This is a genomic window from Tropicimonas aquimaris (genome assembly GCF_042676185.1).
GTDB lineage: Bacteria > Pseudomonadota > Alphaproteobacteria > Rhodobacterales > Rhodobacteraceae > Tropicimonas > Tropicimonas aquimaris.
Map to the genome: position 1 here is coordinate 629,058 of NZ_JBHTJT010000008.1, position 17,029 is coordinate 646,086.

The 17,029-nt window shown below is 66.7% G+C and carries 17 protein-coding genes; 5 read left to right on the forward strand and 12 right to left on the reverse strand.

What is annotated here, in order from left to right; genetic code table 11:
• Positions 1-11 precede the first annotated feature (11 nt).
• The 7 genes from ACFQ2S_RS09435 to ACFQ2S_RS09465 form a co-directional block, all read right to left on the reverse strand.
• Positions 12-887, reverse strand: a complete 876-nt coding sequence (locus tag ACFQ2S_RS09435) for an ATPase (RefSeq protein ID WP_386074188.1) — start codon at positions 885-887, stop codon at positions 12-14.
• Between the two features lie 408 nt (positions 888-1,295).
• Positions 1,296-2,525: an OmpP1/FadL family transporter gene (locus tag ACFQ2S_RS09440; protein ID WP_386074189.1), complete on the reverse strand. Its 1,230-nt coding sequence runs from the start codon at positions 2,523-2,525 to the stop codon at positions 1,296-1,298.
• A gap of 122 nt (positions 2,526-2,647) precedes the next feature.
• A complete protein-coding gene (locus tag ACFQ2S_RS09445) occupies positions 2,648-3,532 on the reverse strand; it encodes a DMT family transporter (RefSeq protein WP_386074190.1) in 885 nt (294 codons plus the stop codon).
• Positions 3,533-3,609: 77 nt separating this feature from the next.
• Positions 3,610-4,608, reverse strand: a complete 999-nt coding sequence (locus tag ACFQ2S_RS09450) for a glycosyltransferase family 2 protein (protein ID WP_386074191.1) — start codon at positions 4,606-4,608, stop codon at positions 3,610-3,612.
• Entirely contained in the window at positions 4,605-4,886 is a 282-nt protein-coding gene (locus tag ACFQ2S_RS09455) for a putative quinol monooxygenase (protein ID WP_386074192.1), read from the reverse strand. The genes ACFQ2S_RS09450 and ACFQ2S_RS09455 overlap by 4 nt, the downstream gene beginning before the upstream one ends.
• Entirely contained in the window at positions 4,877-6,442 is a 1,566-nt protein-coding gene (guaA, locus tag ACFQ2S_RS09460) for a glutamine-hydrolyzing GMP synthase (protein ID WP_386074193.1), read from the reverse strand. The genes ACFQ2S_RS09455 and guaA overlap by 10 nt, the downstream gene beginning before the upstream one ends.
• Positions 6,443-6,619: 177 nt before the next feature.
• The gene (locus ACFQ2S_RS09465) at positions 6,620-7,546 is read right to left on the reverse strand and encodes a LysR family transcriptional regulator (RefSeq protein WP_386074194.1); all 927 of its coding nucleotides are present in this window, start codon (positions 7,544-7,546) and stop codon (positions 6,620-6,622) included.
• A gap of 96 nt (positions 7,547-7,642) precedes the next feature.
• Here ACFQ2S_RS09465 and ACFQ2S_RS09470 point away from each other — a divergent pair, with 96 nt between their 5' ends.
• Positions 7,643-8,644, forward strand: a complete 1,002-nt coding sequence (locus ACFQ2S_RS09470; RefSeq protein WP_386074195.1) for an NAD(P)-dependent alcohol dehydrogenase — start codon at positions 7,643-7,645, stop codon at positions 8,642-8,644.
• A 113-nt stretch (positions 8,645-8,757) separates the two neighbouring features.
• A complete protein-coding gene (locus ACFQ2S_RS09475) occupies positions 8,758-10,299 on the forward strand; it encodes a trimethylamine methyltransferase family protein (RefSeq protein ID WP_386074197.1) in 1,542 nt (513 codons plus the stop codon).
• Positions 10,300-10,357: 58 nt separating this feature from the next.
• Here ACFQ2S_RS09475 and ACFQ2S_RS09480 read toward each other — a convergent pair whose 3' ends face one another.
• Positions 10,358-10,651 carry a DUF6477 family protein gene (locus tag ACFQ2S_RS09480; protein ID WP_386074198.1) on the reverse strand — a complete coding sequence of 98 codons (294 nt, stop codon included), beginning with the start codon at positions 10,649-10,651 and terminating at the stop codon, positions 10,358-10,360.
• A gap of 208 nt (positions 10,652-10,859) precedes the next feature.
• Here ACFQ2S_RS09480 and ACFQ2S_RS09485 point away from each other — a divergent pair, with 208 nt between their 5' ends.
• The 3 genes from ACFQ2S_RS09485 (at position 10,860) to ACFQ2S_RS09495 (ending at position 14,185) form a co-directional block, all read left to right on the forward strand.
• Entirely contained in the window at positions 10,860-12,011 is a 1,152-nt protein-coding gene (locus ACFQ2S_RS09485; protein ID WP_386074200.1) for a DUF6456 domain-containing protein, read from the forward strand.
• Between the two features lie 187 nt (positions 12,012-12,198).
• On the forward strand, positions 12,199-13,149 hold the full coding sequence (gene lipA / locus ACFQ2S_RS09490; protein ID WP_089231722.1) for a lipoyl synthase: 951 nt from the start codon (positions 12,199-12,201) through the stop codon (positions 13,147-13,149).
• Positions 13,150-13,246: 97 nt separating this feature from the next.
• Positions 13,247-14,185 carry a carbon-nitrogen hydrolase family protein gene (locus tag ACFQ2S_RS09495; RefSeq protein WP_386074202.1) on the forward strand — a complete coding sequence of 313 codons (939 nt, stop codon included), beginning with the start codon at positions 13,247-13,249 and terminating at the stop codon, positions 14,183-14,185.
• Here the strand turns inward: ACFQ2S_RS09495 and ACFQ2S_RS09500 are convergent.
• From ACFQ2S_RS09500 to hpt, 4 genes are all read right to left on the reverse strand, one after another.
• Positions 14,182-15,156: a homocysteine S-methyltransferase family protein gene (locus ACFQ2S_RS09500; RefSeq protein WP_386074204.1), complete on the reverse strand. Its 975-nt coding sequence runs from the start codon at positions 15,154-15,156 to the stop codon at positions 14,182-14,184. The genes ACFQ2S_RS09495 and ACFQ2S_RS09500 overlap by 4 nt on opposite strands.
• 69 nt (positions 15,157-15,225) lie before the next feature.
• Positions 15,226-16,113, reverse strand: coding sequence for a c-type cytochrome (locus ACFQ2S_RS09505; protein WP_386074206.1), 888 nt, complete (start codon positions 16,111-16,113; stop codon positions 15,226-15,228).
• Between the two features lie 143 nt (positions 16,114-16,256).
• On the reverse strand, positions 16,257-16,448 hold the full coding sequence (locus tag ACFQ2S_RS09510) for a hypothetical protein (RefSeq protein WP_386074207.1): 192 nt from the start codon (positions 16,446-16,448) through the stop codon (positions 16,257-16,259).
• Positions 16,449-16,451: 3 nt separating this feature from the next.
• On the reverse strand, positions 16,452-17,027 hold the full coding sequence (gene hpt, locus ACFQ2S_RS09515; protein ID WP_386074209.1) for a hypoxanthine phosphoribosyltransferase: 576 nt from the start codon (positions 17,025-17,027) through the stop codon (positions 16,452-16,454).
• Positions 17,028-17,029: the final 2 nt, after the last annotated feature.

The window sequence follows — 17,029 nt, forward strand, 5'->3', positions numbered from 1 at the left end:
TAGGTCAGGTCTCAGCCGCGCTCAAGGGCGCGCCCGACCAGCGAGATGAAAGCCTCGGGGCTGCCGGCCTCGGCGACCTCCTCGGCGGTGACGGTGACGCCCCAGTTTTCCGCCATCGCGGCATAGGCCGGCTGACGGGCCGCCATCGCGCGGCGATAGGCAAAGCGGACGAAGGCGTCGGGGTCGACGGCCTCCTCGCAGACGCCGTTTTGCTCGAGGAACTCGGTCCAGCAGGCCTCGGTGAACGGGTGGCGGTAGCACATCGGCTTGGGCGCGCGATTGAAGCGGCTCACCAGCTCCTCGGCATGATGATCGGACCCCTTGATCCACACCAGCAGCATCGAGTCCGCAAGCGCGGTCAGGATCGGGTCCTCGGGATCGGCCGGGTCCACCACCTCGCAGATCGAGCCGCCGGAATCGCAGACGAAATGCGGATAGCCGTAGATGTCGCTGGCCCGCTCGATGAAATGCGGCGTGTCGAGCAGGGCGGCCCGCTCGGCCACGTGGTGCTGCTCCTGCCGCTTGCGGTACTCCTCGATCGGCAGGCCGCCCTTTGCCTCGTCTCCCGGCTTGCCGAGATAGGTCGATAGCGGCGCGAGGTTCTCGAAGGTGATGTTGGATCCGATATAGATCGAGTCCGACAGCAGCAGCTCCCGCAGATGCGGCACCTTCATCGCGTGGCGCTTGAAGTCGTCGGAGATCAGCTCGCCCATGTAACGGGTGCCGATCCGGTAATCGACCGAGTAGTGGAACCAGGCGCCGTCGGCGCGCAGCATCCGGGACACATGCGTCTTGCCCAACCCGGACATGCCGAAGAGCAGGATGCGTTTCTGCGGAGCGGCGTCCCAGGTGGCGGCGTCCGGATAGAGGCGGGGCGGGTAACTCATGGCTCGATTGGTAGCGGCCCGGCCGGGTTTGATCCAGAGCGATTCGCCTGTGGTGTGCGGGTCCGGTGAAACGGCGCGGCCCTGCGATACGGCAGGACGTTTGCTCTGCAGGCAAGGGAACGGCACCAAGGGATGCCGAGGCCAAGGCATTGGCGGTGCGAAGTCGAGATCGGCCGCGGGCGGTGGATCCGGGGGAGGCTCGTCGCCGAGACGCTGCGTACCCATGCAAAAGTCACACGTCACCGGCTGGTGGCCGGAATGCGACCTCGGCAAGCTTCAGCGAAAGGGACATTGGGGCTATGCCAGTGCCGCAGGTGAGCCCGGGCGGCGGACTGGCGAAGCAGTCGAAGTGCGGCGTCGGTTGGACGGCCCCGCGAGGGAGGGGCCGTCCGGTCTGCTTGGTGGCGATCAGAAGGCGTAGGCGATCCGCATGCCGAGCGACAGCGCGGTGTTGTCCTTGAAGTCCGCGCGCGCCACGTCGGGCGTGCCGGTCTCGGGCGTCGCGTCGCCGAGCCAGGTGTAGCGGGCGCCGCCGGAGATCTTGATGTCGCCCATGTCGTAGGAGGCGCCGAGCGCCACGGCCCAGAGGCCGTTGGAGGGCGCGAGCGGGGAGACGAGCTTGTCGGTTTCCGCTTCGTAGCTGACCGCGAACGATCCCGCCCACTGGTCATTGAAACGGCGTCCGAGGCCGATCTGGTAGGTCGTCGTGTCCTCGAGTTCGACGAGCCCGCCGCCGGTGGCGTTCACGAAATTCTTCGGATCGATCCGGAACTCGCTCCAGTCCACCCAGCGAACCGAGCCGAAGAGCAGCGTGTCTTCCGCGATGCCGGTCTGCAGGTCGAGATTGACCGATTGCGGCGTCTTGACGTCGGTGGTCGAGGAACCTTCGTAGGGGTTCACGAGGATACCGCCGAGACCGGGAATGGTCACCTCGACGTTCGGACCGCTTTCCTTGGTCTTCATCTCGTGGGTGATCTCGGAGCTGTAGGTCAGCGACGCCCGCAGGGCGATTTCCGGGATCTCGTAGGCCGCGCCGATGACATAGCCAAGCGCGGTATCGCGGTCGAGGTCGACGCTGTAGCCGTTGGCCGAGCGACGGGCCTCCGACGGCAGCGCCGGGTACATCGCCTCGGTCGGGCCATAGGCGAGGCCGCTGAGGTCGATCTCGCCCTCGGCCGTCTGGATGCGCAGGCCGCCATAGGCGCTGAAACGCTGGTCGAACTTGTAGCGGACGAGCGCGGTGATCGCGTTGGTCTCGGCAAAGGCGCTGGTGCCGCCAAGCTCCGTGCTGCCCGGGTTTCCGGAATAGGAAACGTCGGCGCCATAGGGCTGGTCGAAGATCAGCGCGCCGGACAGCTTGCCGCTGAAGCGGACCTTCAGAGCGGTCCCGATGCTCCAGAAGCTGTTTCCGACATCCGAATAGCTGGTGCCGCTCGGCAACCCGGCTGCCGCGATCCCCACGCCCTTGCCCGACAGATCCGGGCTGGTCTGTGCGAAGGACAGCTCGAAATAGCTGCCGGTCGCGCCGCCTTCCTCGAACAGGACGTTGATCGATTGGCCGGTGCGATCGAGTCCTCCGGCATAGGCTCCACTGGCCATTGCCGCAATGACCGGAGCACCGGTCAGAAGCTTCTTCATGGTGGTCTCTTCCCTAGATTTTCAGTAAATGGCGCATGTTCACGCCGTCGTTTTTTGTCTTTTAGTCCGCAAACCCTATGAGGGGGGTTTATGGCTGCGTCAATTTTGACGCTCCGTCACATTCAAGTCGCAGTTTCCGGTCTGCGGTTTTCGGGACGCACGCGCAGGTTGAGCCAGTTGGCGCCGAAAATGACCAGCGCACCGAGCACCACCATCGCGTCGACGGGTTCGGAATAGAGAAGCAGCCCGATCAGCGCCATCACCGGCAGCCGCATGAAATCCATCGGCATGACCATGGCGGCGGGCGCGATGGCCAGCGCGCTCGACAGGCAGAAATGCGCGGCGAGGCCGGTGAGCCCGATCAGTGCCAGCCACGGCATGGCACGCGTCGAGGGCAGGGTGATGTCGCCGTCGATTCCGGCGCAGATCAGCCCCATGACGGCCTGCATCAGGGTCAGCCAGAACATGATGCAGGTGATGGTCTCGGTGCGGGTCAGGCGCCGGGTGAAGAGGGCCGATCCGGCGAAGCCCACCGCCGAGATCGCGACCGCCACCATCGCGGGCGAGATCCCCCCGACCTGTGGACGCACCACCATCAGGACGCCGACGAAACCGATCAGCGCAGCCAGCGCCCGCACCGCTGTCAGCCGTTCGCCCAGCACCAGAGGCGCCAGCAGCGCGACCCAGATCGGCGAGGTGAATTCCACCGCGATCACCTGCGCCAGCGGCAGGATAGCGAGGGCATAGAACCAAAGGTTCTGGCCCGTGAAGTGGCTGAGATTGCGGGCGAGATGCCATTTCATGTTGCGCGTCGTGATTTGCCCGAGCGCCCCCGCCGCGCCGCCCACGACCAGCACGATCAGGAAGGAGACGATGGAGCGGTAGAGCAGGATCTCGAACGTGTCATGCTCCAGCGACACGGCCCTTCCCGCCACGGCCATCAGCGAGAAGGAGGCGATTGCACCGGACATCCAGAGAGCCGCGCGCAGGGGATGGGCCTGGTACATGGGGGTCGCTTTCCGGGGTCATGATGGGGAGTCTCCAACGCGTTGCGCGAAATCGCGGAGGATGCAAGGGCGCAGTGTCAGAATCCCCGCGCGATACCCGCGGCCTTGAACCCCTCGAACCCGGTGTAAGGCCGGGACATTTCGCCAAGGAACGAGCCTCCTTGCTCTGAGATCACATCGAGAAGATCATCAAATACCTTGTATTGACCGGAATTTTTGGCGTAGGCGCCAGAGGCGAGGGCGAAATCTATCTTGGCCGAGAGGGCGGGCGTGAACTTGTAGTGCCGAATGGGAAGGATCATGCGGGCGGTGCGGGCCGGTCGGATGGTGTGTTCGTTCCGCATCGTCCGTTTGGGAGACCACTTGAGCAGAACGGCCTTGCGAAGCCGGTGCAAATAGGGCGCCGTGTTTCCCCAGATCAAGCCTGTCAGGCGGCGTCCGATGGGAATGGGCTTGTGCGGCAGGGCGTATTGCAGCGTCAGGCGGCCGCGGGTGCCGCCATAGACCTCGACAGGCGGCCCGAAGGGTTGAGGCACGACATGCGGAACGGCGTCGAAAAACCACGGCCAATCCAGAAGACTCCGAAGATCGCCTTCCATCTCATTTAAATCGTTCAGTTTTTCCGGGTAAAGGTCGACCATGGCGCCATAGGCCGTATCGTGGCCGCCGGCCTCGAGCCGCTCGGACAGCGCCGGCAGGTCCAGCCCGTCCGGCAGGTCCACGAACTCGTCGAGATCGAGATGCAGCGTCCAACGGTCGGAGCCCCAGCGTGCCAGCAACTCGCGCCGCCACAGCATCTTCGCCTTCTCCTGTCGGCCGTCCGGACCGGGAAGCATGTCACCGTAGCGGTGCGGGCTTTCCAGGAGCGTCACGTCGGGTTGGGCGGCGGCATAGTCGCGCGATCCGTCGGTCGAGGCATCGTCGAGCAGAGCGAAATGGGTGACGCCGAGTGCCCGGTAATGATCGAGAAACGCGGGCAGGAAGAACATTTCGTCATGCATCAACGCCGACAGTGTCAGCCCGCCGTCGCCGGTTTCGGCGGGCTTCGTGACCTGCAGCAGCGGCGTTCCTGTCACCCTTCGGTTTCCTCGATCCGGTAGTGGCGGTCGATGCCCTCGCTGGCCCCGGCCCAGTCCGAGCCGGCGATGCGCGCCTGGTGCGCCTCAAACGCGGCGCGGTCGACGAATTCCTCGGACACGGTGAAGCGGCCCGGAACTTCCGGATCGGCCTGAACGTCAAACAGACGGCAGCCGGGCTCGGCGCGGGTGAGCCGGATGTGGTCGAGCAGGGCGCGTGTCACCGCCGCCAGTCGGTCGGCGGGCACGTCGAAATGCCCGGTCAGTCTCACTCCCACTCGATCGTTCCCGGAGGTTTGGAAGTGATGTCGTAGGTGACGCGGTTGATCCCCTGCACCTCGTTGATGATCCGGGTGGCGGTTTCGCCAAGGAAATCGTGGGTGAAGGGGTAGTAGTCGGCGGTCATGCCGTCGACACTCGTCACCGCGCGCAGGGCGCAGGCGTAATCGTAGGTCCGCCCGTCGCCCATCACGCCGACGGTGCGGACGGGCAGGATGGCGACGAAGGCCTGCCAGATCTCGTCGTAGAGGCCGTGCTTGCGGATCTGGTCGATATAGACGGCGTCCGCCTCGCGCAGGATCTTGAGCTTGTCGCGGGTGATCTCGCCGGGGCAGCGGATGGCGAGGCCGGGGCCGGGGAAGGGATGCCGGCCGATGAACCGCTCGGGCAGGCCAAGCTCGCGGCCGAGCGCGCGGACCTCGTCCTTGAAGAGCTCGCGCAGCGGTTCCACCAGCTTGAGGCCCATCTTCTCGGGCAGGCCGCCGACGTTGTGGTGCGACTTGATGGTGACCGAGGGGCCGCCGGAGAAGGAGACCGACTCGATCACGTCCGGATACAGCGTGCCCTGGGCCAGGAACTCGGCGCCGCCGACCTCGTTGGCGTGCTCCTGGAAGACGTCGATGAACAGCCGGCCGATAGTCTTGCGTTTCACTTCCGGGTCGCTGATGCCTTCCAGTTCGCCCAGGAAGCGCTCGGAATCGTCGGCGGCGATGAGGGGGATGTTGTAGTTGTCCCGGAACATCGAGACGACTTCCTCGGCCTCGCCCTGGCGCAGCAGGCCGTGGTCGACGAAGACGCAGGTCAGCTGGTCACCGATCGCCTCGTGGATCAGCACGGCGGCAACGGAGGAATCGACGCCGCCGGAGAGCCCGCAGATGACCTTGCCGTCGCCCACCTGCTCGCGGATCTTGGCGATCGCTTCCTCGCGGTAGGCGCCCATGGTCCAGTCGCCCTTGAAGCCCGCGAGCTTCACGAAGTTCTCGTACAGGCGCCGGCCGTTCGGGGTGTGGTGCACCTCGGGGTGGAACTGCACGGCATAGAAATGGCGCTCGGTATCGGCGGTGATGGCGAACGGCGCGCCGGGCGAGGTGCCGTAGACCTCGAAGCCGGGCGCGATCGCGCTCACGTGGTCGCCGTGGGACATCCAGACCTGCTCGCGTCCGCCCTCGAACCAGCCATCGAGGATGGAGAGCTTCGCCGGCGCCGGGGTGACATAGGCGCGGCCGAACTCTGCCGTGGCGTGCTCGCCCGCTTCGACCTTGCCGCCGAGGTCCTGCATCATCACCTGCTGGCCGTAGCAGATGCCGAGGATCGGCACGCCCAGTGTGTAGGCGGATTGCGGCGGACGCGGGCTGCCTTCGCGGCAGACCGAGTCCGGACCGCCCGAGAAGATCACCGCTTTCGGCGCGAAATCGGCCAGGAAAGCGTCGGTGACGTTCTGGTAGGGGTGGATCTCGCAATAGACGTTCAGTTCGCGCAGGCGACGGGCGATGAGCTGCGTCACCTGGGAGCCGAAGTCGATGATCAGGAGGCGGTCGTGGATCTGGCTGGTCATGGCGACTGACTAGGGTGGCTTTGGGTTCGGCGCAAGAGGTCAGCGCAGGTCGCGCCCCCGGACGGAAACGATCTTTCTCCGAAAGATCGCGGCGGTGGCAGGGAGAGCTTCGATGGCCCCTCGGTCCGGTGCTTCTGTCGCCGGTGTCCCGGCCAACAAGGGGGCGGTCGTCGGACCTTATACCGGAGCGCTGTCCTGCAAGATGTCGGGACCGCCGGGCGTGGCAAGAAACTCCGCGAGCAGGTCGAAGACTGTGCGGACCCGGCGCGAGGTGGCGAGGTCGCGGTGGGCGACGAGCCAGATCGGGAAGGTGATCGGCGGCAGCTCGGGAAGGACCCGCGCGACAGCGGGATCGGCTTCACCGAGGGCCGTCGGAACGACGCCGATGGCCGCGCCCTGCCGGATCAGCTGCCAATGCACCACGTGGTCGGCGGTCACGATCGGGAAGTTGCCTTCCTCGAGCGCCAGGCCGAGAGCGTTCAACTGCTCCCGGTAGCGTGGGCCGTGGTCGAAGCCGATAAATTCCGCCTGGCTCAGCGATTCCAGCGTGACGGGCGTCGGCAGCCCGGCGATGTAGTCTGGCGTGGCGTAGAACCGGGCGGTGTCGTCGCGGATCTTCCGGGCGATCAGCGCGGGGTCTTCCGGCCGCGTGTTGCGGATAGCGATGTCGGCCTCACGGCGGCGCAGGTCGCTCAGCGCGTTGGAGGCCAGTATTTCGACCGTGATCCCGGGGTGGAGCTTTCGCAGCTGGGCGACGAAGGGCGGCACGAGGTAGGCCGAATACAGATCCGACGCGGTGAGACAAATCGGCCCCGCGATTTCCTCGCTCTGTCCGCTGGCGGCCAGCGAGAGCCGGGTGGCCGCGGTGCCCATCGCCCGGGCGTGCTCCAGCAGTTCCAGACCTGCCGGAGTGGGGGTCAGCCCGCGGCCGGCCCGTTCGAAGAGCGCGACGCCCAGTTCCTGCTCCAGCGCCGACACCTGCCGCCCCAGCGTCGGCTGGGCGACGTTGAGGGCGCGGGCGGCGGCCGAGAGCGAGCCTTCCTCGGCGGTGACGAGAAAGGCGCGGGCGCGGTTCCAGTCGAAGGTGACGGATCTCCAATCCATGCGAATATGCATAGCGATCCGACAGATTCGGTCAATTCACCGAATCCCTTCGCATGGATTATCCAGGTGCCAGGATAAGGATCGTGGAGCCTGGTTATGAAAGCGGTGGTCTACAGAAACTACGGAGGGCCGGAGGTCCTGTCGCTGGCGGAGGTTCCGTTTCCGGTACCCGGCGAGCGAGGGGTCGTCGTGGAGGTGGTCGCGGGGTCGGTGACGACCGGTGACTGGCGGCTGCGCGCGGCGGCCTTTCCGCCGCCGTTCCGCCTGATCGGGCGGCTGATGTTCGGCCTGTGCCGTCCCCGCAAGACGGTGCTGGGCGGGGAGTTCGCCGGCCGCGTGGTGGCGATGGGCAGCGGCGTGACCCGTTTCCAGAAAGGCGACGAGGTGTTCGGCTTCAGCGCGTTTGGCGCCCATGCGGAGCGCGTGTTGGTGTCGGAAGACGGGGCGATCGTGCACAAGCCCGCCGATCTTGGCTTCCACGAGGCAGCGGCACTGCCGTTCGGCGCCACCTCGGCGCTCGTGTTCCTGCGGAACTTCGCTGAGATCCGGCCCGGCGAATCGGTGCTGGTGCTGGGAGCCTCCGGCGGTGTCGGGGCCTATGCCGTGCAGATCGCCCGGGCGCTCGGCGCGCGGGTCACGGGCGTCTGCAGCGCGGCCCATGCCGATTTCGTGGCCGGGTTGGGGGCGGAGCGAGTGATCGACTATCGCGCGGAAGATTTCCCGGCGTCGGGAGAAAGCTGGGATGTCGTGCTCGACACCATCGGGGTCACCTCGTTGGCGAAGGCCCGCCCGGCCCTGACGCAGGAGGGGCGCTTCGTGCCGCTGAACATGGGGACGCGGGACATTTTGCACGCCCTGACCAACCGGTTTCGGCGGGGGCCTTCCGTTCGGGTCGGGGTGAACGAGGATCGACGGGAGTACCTGGAAGATCTGCTCGCGATGATCGCGGCCGGCCAGCTTCGCCCGGTGATCGACACGATCTACCCCCTCGAGCAGATCCGCGCCGCCTATCGGCACGTGGAATCGCGCCACCGGGCCGGTGCGATCATCCTCGATGTGAAGGGGAGCCTCACCGACGCGGAGGAACTTGCCGCCTGATCCGGACAGGCGCCCGGATGTCGCATTTGTCCTCCACAGGCCGCAAACTTTCGCTGAGAACGTGCGGCGAGAGGGTAGATACTGGTCGAACAGGATCCAGACGAGGGCGAGACATGTCGGAAGCAGCAGGGCGGCGGCGCGGACGCAGCGGTGGCGGCGGGGCGGCCCGACGGGCGGAGCGCTCGGCGGTCCGGATCGAATGCGCCAAGGTGATCGAGCGCCGGATTCCCGACGTGGAGATGCTGACCGAGGAGGTGCTCGGGATCATCGAGAACAATGCCGAGACCGTGCTGGAAGAGATCGGCGTCGCCTTCGTCGAGAACCCGGGCGCGTTGGAGCGCTGGCGGCAGGCCGGGGCGGATGTAAGGGGCGAGCGGGTGCATATCCCGCGCGGTCTGGCCCGTCAGCTCTGCGCCACGGCGCCGGGCAGCTTCGTCCAGCACGCGCGCAACCCGGAGCGGTCGGTGGAGATCGGCGGGCGCAACCTCGTGCTGGCCCCGGTCTACGGCCCGCCCTTCGTGCGCGACCTCTCTGGCGGGCGCCGCTATGCCACGATCGAGGATTTCCGGAACTTCGTGAAGCTCGGCCATATGACGAAATGGCTGCACCATTCCGGCGGCACCGTCTGCGAGCCGACCGATGTGCCGGTGAACAAGCGGCATCTCGACATGCTGCTCGCGCACATGACACTGACCGACAAGCCCTTCATGGGGTCGGTCACCGAGCCGAGCCGGGCGCAGGATTCGGTCGACATGTGCGAGATCCTGTTCGGCGGGCTGGACGGGCGAACGGTGATGACCTCGCTCGTCAACATCAACTCGCCGCTCACCTTCGACGCCACGATGATGGGCGCGCTCGAGGTCTATGCCGCGGCGAACCAGGCCTGCATCATCTCGCCCTTCATCGTCGGCGGGGCCATGGCGCCGGTCTCGGTGGTGGGTACGCTGACGCAGGTGCTGGCAGAGGTGCTGGCCGGCGTCGCCTATTCCCAGCTCATCCGGCCCGGCGCGCCGGTGATCTTCGGCGCTTTCGTCACCTCGATCGACATGAATTCCGGCGCGCCGACCTTCGGCACGCCCGAGGCCTCGCAGATCACCTATGGCGCGGGGCAACTGGCCCGGAGGCTCGGGCTTCCCTACCGCTCGGCGGGGTCTTTCAACGGTTCCAAGCTGCCGGATGCGCAGGCGGCCTACGAATCCGCCAATTCGCTGAATGCCGGCCTGTTCTCTGGCGTGAACTTCATGCTCCACGCCTGCGGCTGGCTGGAGGGCGGGCTGGTTGCCTCGTTCGAGAAATTCGTGATGGATGCCGACCAGCTCGGGGTGCTGCACAAGCTGGCAGCTGGCGTTTCGAGCGATGACGAGGCTCAGGCGATGGACGCGATCCGAGAGGTGGGTCCGGGCGGTCATTACCTCGGATGCGCCCATACCCAGCGGCATTTCAAGGATGCCTTCTGGCGCAGCGACCTGCTCGACTACAAGCCGTTCGAGACCTGGGACGAGGAAGGCGCGCGCGACACCGCGACCCTGGCCTCGGCGCGCGTGCGGCGGCTGCTGGAACAATACCAGCCGCCGGAGATGGACGCGGGCCTGTGGGAGGCGCTGGACGCCTTTGTCGCGCGTCGCAAGGAAGAGATGCCCGACGCCTTCGTGTGAGTGGGCTCCGGCGTCGGGGCAGGCTGGAGCAGGGGCTGACCGCTCCCAGTAGGCTTGGTCAGACGGCGGCGGTGGTTCGCAGCCAGAGCCGCGCCTCGGCCATCAGCGCGATCAGGATGTCGACATGGCGTGCCGGGGAATAGCCGGCGTCGCCGCTGCAACGCCTGTGTTCGAGATCCTCTTCCAGCGCCAGCAGCCGGGGCAGCACCCGGCCGGAGCCTTCGGCAACATCGCCGCGGGTAATCCGCTTCAGGTCCCGGCCGCGGTTATAGGACGTCATGCCCATCCGTGCGGCGCGGAGCAGAAGGCGCGGGCGGCGGAGGTTGGTGAGGGTCGTGGAAAGGTCATGCATCGCTTGTCTCCGTGAATGTGGCAAAAACGTGGCACGGATTTGGGCGGTGTTGCGGTCTTGTGGATAAGACCGCGCGCGGCACTTAGAATTGTTTGCGAATTTTAAACAATCCTGCCGTCAGGTTCTGAAATTAACCTGTGCGTAACCAATTCGCCGGACTTTCGGCCGGGCGAGGAAAACGGAAGGCAGGAGACGTCAAGGGGGCAGCATGGAAGGCCAGTCAAAAGAAACTCCGGCGGGCGACGTGCCCGGATGGGTGCCACAGGCCGCGATGCATTACCTTCGGCATACCGAGCAGGGGCTCTCGATCCGAGAGGTCGCCCGCGCCGAGGGATGCCATGCCTCGACCATCCTGCGCCGGAACCGCCGCTTCGAGCTGCGGCGGGACGATCCGTTGGTGGACGAGGCGCTCTCGAGCCTCGGCGCACGGCATTTCAGGACCGAACGATCCAATCGCCCCGGACCTGAGGAGCCCTTGCCCATGACTGCCCACTTCCCGATGCCCACCGACGCGCCCAAGACGGTCTGCGACGAAGCGACCGTGACGCGCGAGGCCCGCCGCATCCTGCGGCGCCTGTCGGAGAGCGGCGCCGTCCTGGCCGTCGCCGCCGACATGGAAAAGGCCGCGGTGCTGCGCGAGATGCCGGACGGGCGCACCACCCGGACCGCCGTGGTGGACCGCGCGGTGGCGCAGGCCTTTGCCCTCAAGGAATGGATCGGCTGCCGCAATCCGGGGCGGGTGGCGCGCTACACCATCACCGCGTCCGGCCGGTCCGCGCTCAAGCGGATGCTCTCCGAGGACGGGACGGCGGGCGGTTTCGCGGAGGCGGCGACGCCCTTCGGCGATCAGCACCGCGACTGGGGCAGCAAGGTCGTGCTGGACAGCGACAAGGGCGGCGCTCCGCGTCGCCGCCGCGTGCGTTACAACATGGCCGAAAGCCCGGTGGTGACGCTTGCGCGCCGCCGCGACCGGGACGGCACGCCGTTCCTTGAGCCCGAGCACGTTGTCGCCGCCGAGCGGCTGCGGGAAGATTTCGAACTGGCGCAGATGGGGCCGCGCGTGGCGCAGAACTGGGAGCGCTTCCTGACTGGCGGCGCCCGCGGCGGTTTCGGATCGGGCGACCCGGCCTCCGGCCCCTCCGGCGCCCGGGACCGGGTGGCCCGCGCGCTGCACGAACTGGGCCCGGGTCTTGGCGACATGGTGCTGCGCTGCTGCTGTTTCCTGGAAGGGCTCGAAGCGACCGAGCGCCAGCTCGGCTGGTCGGCCCGGTCCGGCAAGATCGTCTTGCGCATCGCGCTGGCGCGTCTGGCGCGGCATTACGAGGAGACCTATGGCCCGGGCCGCGGCATGATCGGCTGACACTGCACTCCAAGGATCGAGAGAACTCACAGGGCCACCCGGCGGGTGGCCCTTTTCCGTTGGTGCGGCGCTACGCCCGGCGCCCTGCGGTCGTTTCGTCTGGATGCATGGCGGGGTTGCGCGGTACAAAGGGGAATTGGTTTTGTGACGCCGGACCTATATGAGGGATGGAACTGCGAGGTATCACATGCGCGACCTGAAGATCCCCGGCCAACGCCACCCGGAAAAGGCCCACCGGCCCGACAATGCCCAGCCGAAGAAACCCAGCTGGATCCGTGTGAAGGCGCCTGGCGGCGAGGGCTACAACTCGACCCACAAGATCCTGCGGGAGAACAACCTTCCCACGGTCTGCGAAGAGGCCGGCTGCCCGAACGTCGGCGAGTGCTGGTCCCGCGGCCACGCCACCATGATGATCATGGGCGAGATCTGCACCCGTGGCTGCACCTTCTGCAACGTGGCGACCGGCAAGCCCTCGGCGCTCGACGCCTTCGAGCCCGGCCGCGTGGCCCATGCCGTGCAGAAACTCGGCCTGAAGCACGTGGTCATCACATCGGTCGATCGCGACGACCTTGAAGACGGCGGGGCGGACCATTTCGCACAAACCATCCGCGCGATCCGCCACCGCTCCCCCGAGTCGACCATCGAGATCCTGACGCCCGATTTCCTGAAATGCGATCCCTCGGTTCTGGAGACCGTGGTGGAGGCCAAACCTGACGTTTTCAACCACAACCTCGAGACGGTGCCGGGCCTGTACCCGACCGTCCGCCCCGGCGCGCGCTACTTCCACTCGCTGCGCCTGCTTCAGCGGGTCAAGGAGCTCGACCCAACGATGTTCACCAAGTCCGGCATCATGGTCGGCCTCGGCGAGGACAAGCAGGGCGTGCTGCAGGTGATGGACGACATGCGGGCCGCCGATATCGATTTCCTGACCATCGGCCAGTATCTGCAGCCGACGCCCAAGCACCACGCGGTCGAGCGGTTCGTCACGCCCGAGGAGTTCAAGTCCTACGAGCAGGCCGCCTTCGGCAAGGGCTTCCTGATGGTCTCGGCAACGCCGCTCACCCGGTCCAGCTATCACGCCGGCGACGATTTCGAACGCCTTCGCACGGCACGGCTGGCGAAGCTCGGGCAAGCCTGACGGTTCGCCGCCACGGGGTCGCCGCAGAACGTCCCAAGCCGGTGCGTTTTGATTAACGCTACGGAAGCGGTTAAGGTTGCTCCCCGGAGGAACCCTCATGAAAATCGCTGTCGTACAGTATCCGCCCGTCTATCTCGACAAGGCGCGCTCCATCGAGCGCGCCGTCGAAATTGTGGCCGAGGCCGCAGGGCAGGGCTGCGGCCTTGTCGTGTTTCCGGAAACCTGGCTGCCGGGCTATCCCACCTTTGTCTGGCGGCTCAGCCCCGGCGCCGGGATGCAAAAGACGGACGAGTTGTTCGCACTGACCCAGGCCAACTCGATCGACCTGAGCAAGGACGACCTCGCGCCCATCAAGGCGGCCGCGCGGGAGCATTCGGTGGTGGTGGTGCTCGGTCATCAGGAACTCGATGGCGCGGTCAGCGGCAGCACGCTCTTCAACAGCGTGGCGATCATCGATGCCGACGGGGCGATGCTCAACAATCACCGCAAGCTGATGCCGACCAACCCCGAGCGCATGGTCTGGGGTTTCGGGGATGGATCCACGCTCAACGTGGTGGAGACCGCCGTCGGCCGGGTGGGTGCGCTGCTCTGTTGGGAAAACTATATGCCGCTGGCGCGTTTCGCGCTCTACGCCCAGAACATCGATATCTACTGTGCCCCGACCTGGGACAGCGGCGCCACCTGGCTCGCGACGATGCAGCACATCGCGCGCGAGGGCGGCTGCTGGGTGGTCGGCTGTGCCAGCGCGATAAAGGCCTCGGACGTGCCCGAGGCGGTGCCGTTTCGCGACGAGCTCTTCCCGAACCCCGACGAATGGGTCAACCCCGGCGACGCGGTGATCTACAAGCCCTTTGGCGGCGTGCTCGCCGGGCCCATGCACAAGGAGCAGGGGCTGCTGGTCGCCGAGATCGATGTGGCCGAGGCACGGGCGTCGCGGCGCAAGTTCGATGTCTGCGGACACTACGCGCGGCCGGACGTGTTTACCCTCAGGGTCAATCGCGCCCGGCAGAGCCCGATCGCATTCGACGACGACTAGGTTCGCGCAGCGCCTTGCGCCACCGCCTGCCGCGCCGCCTTTACCTGGCCGGCCATCAGGTCGAGATGGGTGTCGCAGGTGCCGCAGCACCCGCCCCAGATGTCGACCTGCGGCATCCGGCGGGCAAGATCGCCCATCATCCGCCCGAGTTCCTCGGGGTCGCCTTCCTCGAGGTGGCCGAGCTTGCAGAGCGCGATCTTCTCCATCTTCGAGGCATTGGGCCGCAGCGCCCGGATGCGGCCTTTCCAGTCGCCGCCGTCGAAGGCCGGTTCGAACTCGACGGGATGCGAGCAATTGATCATGTAATACTCCGGCCCGCCCTCGGGGGCGGCGTCGATCGCCTCGATCGCCTGCCGCAGGGTGGGGCCGGACCGGAGGCGGGAGGTGCTGTCGAGCGTCAGGCCGATAACGATGGGAAGACCCACCGCCCGAGCCGCCCGTACCGCGCCGATGGCCTCGGGGATATTGTTGAAAGTCATCCCCCAGGCCATATCGGCCCCGGCGGCGCGCAGGTTGGTCAGCTGCACGGCGTGGTAATCCTCGGCGCTCCGCTCGGTGATATCGCGGTTCAGACCATAGGCATCGCCGCGCGGCCCGAGCGTGCCGCAGACGAGCATCTCGTCGATCCGGCCGGCATATTCGTCCCGCAGCTCACGAAGGAAATCGATGCAGCGGTGCTGCATCTCGGCCAGCCCGTCGAGCGAATAGCCGAGCAGCGCCGCCCAGTCGGGGCTGGCGCGATAATCGAGCCCGTTCATCACGAAAGAGAACCCGTGCCGCGCTGCGACGTCGAGCGAGCGCCGCCACATGTCCTTCATCGCCTGCAGGGCTGCCGGATCGTCGAGCAAGGGGAACATCGCGAAATGGGGCAGGTCGAACCCCCATTTGTACATGATTTCGGTCTCGATCCCGCCCTCGGTCAGCCAGAGCCGCCCTGGTTGCGGCTGCGGCATTCCCATTCCCGTCGGCATGGCGCCCTCCTGTCCCGCGTTCGCGACGCAAGGTAACATGTGGCCACGGTCGGCCAAAGGGCGGGGCGCTTATTCCATCGGAGCGAGCCCGGCGAGGTAGGCCGCGATGGCCTCCCGGTCTGCCTCGGGCAATTGGCTCAGCCCGGCGATGATCGATTCCATCTCGCGGCTGACCTCGTCGTGGTCAGGGGCGAAGCCGCTCTGCAGGTACCAGGTCATCTGGTTCAAGGTCCAGTCGAGCGCGGCGGGCGTAATGTTGGGGATCATGCCCTGGCCGGCGGGATTCGGGGCACCCGCCATCCAGCGGGACCGGTCGAGCGCGCCGAAGCGGTTGCGCGGGGTGTGGCACTCGGCGCAATGGCCAAGCGCCTCTACCAGGTAGCGGCCGCGTTCGAGCTGCTGGCTCGGGGCCGCGGCGACGAAGCTATCGGTCAGGTACGCCTTTTTCCAGAAACCGAGCAGCGGGCGCAGCGAATAGGGGAAGTCGAGCTGGTTGGCCTGTCGCGGGGTGCTGTCGGCGGGCAGGGTGTCGAGATAGGCCTTGAGGTCCACGATGTCGGCGACGTTCATCCGGGTGTAGGTCGTGAAGGGCATCGCCGGGTAGAGGTGCCTGCCGTCCGGGGTCACGCCGCGCTTCAGGACGCTCGCGAGATCGGCAATCGAATAGCCGCCGATCCCGTGCACGGGGTCCGGCGATATGTTGGGCGAGATGAAAGTGCCGTAGTCGGTCGTGAGCCGCCGCCCGCCGGAAAGCAGCGGCGCCTCCTGCGCCTCGGCACCGCGGTCGGCGTGGCAGGAGGCGCACCCCGCCGCAAGAAACACGTTGCGCCCGGCCCCGGCATCCCCCTGCACCCCGGTGACCAGATCGCTCGGCAGGGGATCGGGCCGGGTGAACCACAGCCCGGCGCCGACAATGGCCAGCACCAGAAGGAGGAGGATGGTGAAAAAGCGACGCATGTCAGCCCCTTGCGGTGGTGGGGAGATGCAGGCGCTCGCCCCCGCGGGGCTGGCTGGGCTTCTCCCTGTCGTCGGCACCCTATGGAATTCTGCGATGCGGCGCAAAGGGTCGGCGGCTGACTTTTAGGCAGGTTTCCGCACAATCAGAAACCGCCGCGCCCCGGCATCCGGCCCACCCGTTCGGCCGTCATCCACTCCGGCCAGTATCCCAGCCGCTCCAGCGTCACGATCAGCAGGCAGGCCGCCACCACGCCGAACACCAGCGCCACGCGGCGTCCGGACGGAGGGTGCTGCACCCAGCGCTTCATGCGCAGAAACCAGTGGGGACCGAGCATGGATCAGGCGTCGCAGCCGTCTCCGGCGGGGCTGCTGCCCTCGTCGATGAACCGCACCGAGCCGATGAAGGGCAGGTTGCGGTTGCGCTGCGCGAAGTCGATTCCGTATCCGACGACGAACTTGTCGGGGATTTCGAAGCCGGTCCAACTGGCCTTGTAGTCGACTTCCCGCCGCGCCGGCTTGTCGAGCAGGCAGATGGTGCGCAGGCGCGCGGGGTTGCGGGCGCCGAGGAAGGCCACGACCCGCGCCATCGTGTGCCCGGTGTCGATGATGTCCTCCACCACCAGCACGTCGCGTCCCTCGATCTCGCCGCGCAAGTCCTTGAGAATCCGTACTTCACGGCTGGGTTTCATGGAGTTGCCGTAGGAGGACGCCTCGAGGAAGTCGACCTCCAATGGCAGTTCCACCTCCCGCACCAGGTCGGCAATGAAGACGAAGGAGCCGCGCAGCAGTCCCACGACCACCAGCTTGTCGGTATCTGCGAATTCCGATTCGATCTCCCGCGCCAGCTCCTCGATTCGGGCGGCGATGGATTTGGCGGAGATCATCTGGTCGATGACGTATGGTCGCGAAGACATTG

What these genes read in the sequence shown, in the direction of transcription:
- ACFQ2S_RS09445 (WP_386074190.1), bottom strand. Translation starts at nt 3,532, where the DNA reads ATGTACCAGGCCCATCCCCTGCGCGCGGCTCTCTGGATGTCCGGTGCA.
- ACFQ2S_RS09510 (WP_386074207.1), bottom strand. Translation starts at nt 16,448, where the DNA reads ATGCTCGGTCCCCACTGGTTTCTGCGCATGAAGCGCTGGGTGCAGCAC.
- ACFQ2S_RS09435 (WP_386074188.1), bottom strand. Translation starts at nt 887, where the DNA reads ATGAGTTACCCGCCCCGCCTCTATCCGGACGCCGCCACCTGGGACGCC.
- guaA (WP_386074193.1), bottom strand. Translation starts at nt 6,442, where the DNA reads ATGACCAGCCAGATCCACGACCGCCTCCTGATCATCGACTTCGGCTCC.
- ACFQ2S_RS09505 (WP_386074206.1), bottom strand. Translation starts at nt 16,113, where the DNA reads ATGCGTCGCTTTTTCACCATCCTCCTCCTTCTGGTGCTGGCCATTGTC.
- ACFQ2S_RS09470 (WP_386074195.1), top strand. Translation starts at nt 7,643, where the DNA reads ATGAAAGCGGTGGTCTACAGAAACTACGGAGGGCCGGAGGTCCTGTCG.
- ACFQ2S_RS09465 (WP_386074194.1), bottom strand. Translation starts at nt 7,546, where the DNA reads ATGGATTGGAGATCCGTCACCTTCGACTGGAACCGCGCCCGCGCCTTT.
- ACFQ2S_RS09475 (WP_386074197.1), top strand. Translation starts at nt 8,758, where the DNA reads ATGTCGGAAGCAGCAGGGCGGCGGCGCGGACGCAGCGGTGGCGGCGGG.
- ACFQ2S_RS09480 (WP_386074198.1), bottom strand. Translation starts at nt 10,651, where the DNA reads ATGCATGACCTTTCCACGACCCTCACCAACCTCCGCCGCCCGCGCCTT.
- ACFQ2S_RS09500 (WP_386074204.1), bottom strand. Translation starts at nt 15,156, where the DNA reads ATGCCGACGGGAATGGGAATGCCGCAGCCGCAACCAGGGCGGCTCTGG.
- ACFQ2S_RS09495 (WP_386074202.1), top strand. Translation starts at nt 13,247, where the DNA reads ATGAAAATCGCTGTCGTACAGTATCCGCCCGTCTATCTCGACAAGGCG.
- hpt (WP_386074209.1), bottom strand. Translation starts at nt 17,027, where the DNA reads ATGTCTTCGCGACCATACGTCATCGACCAGATGATCTCCGCCAAATCC.
- lipA (WP_089231722.1), top strand. Translation starts at nt 12,199, where the DNA reads ATGCGCGACCTGAAGATCCCCGGCCAACGCCACCCGGAAAAGGCCCAC.
- ACFQ2S_RS09485 (WP_386074200.1), top strand. Translation starts at nt 10,860, where the DNA reads ATGGAAGGCCAGTCAAAAGAAACTCCGGCGGGCGACGTGCCCGGATGG.
- ACFQ2S_RS09440 (WP_386074189.1), bottom strand. Translation starts at nt 2,525, where the DNA reads ATGAAGAAGCTTCTGACCGGTGCTCCGGTCATTGCGGCAATGGCCAGT.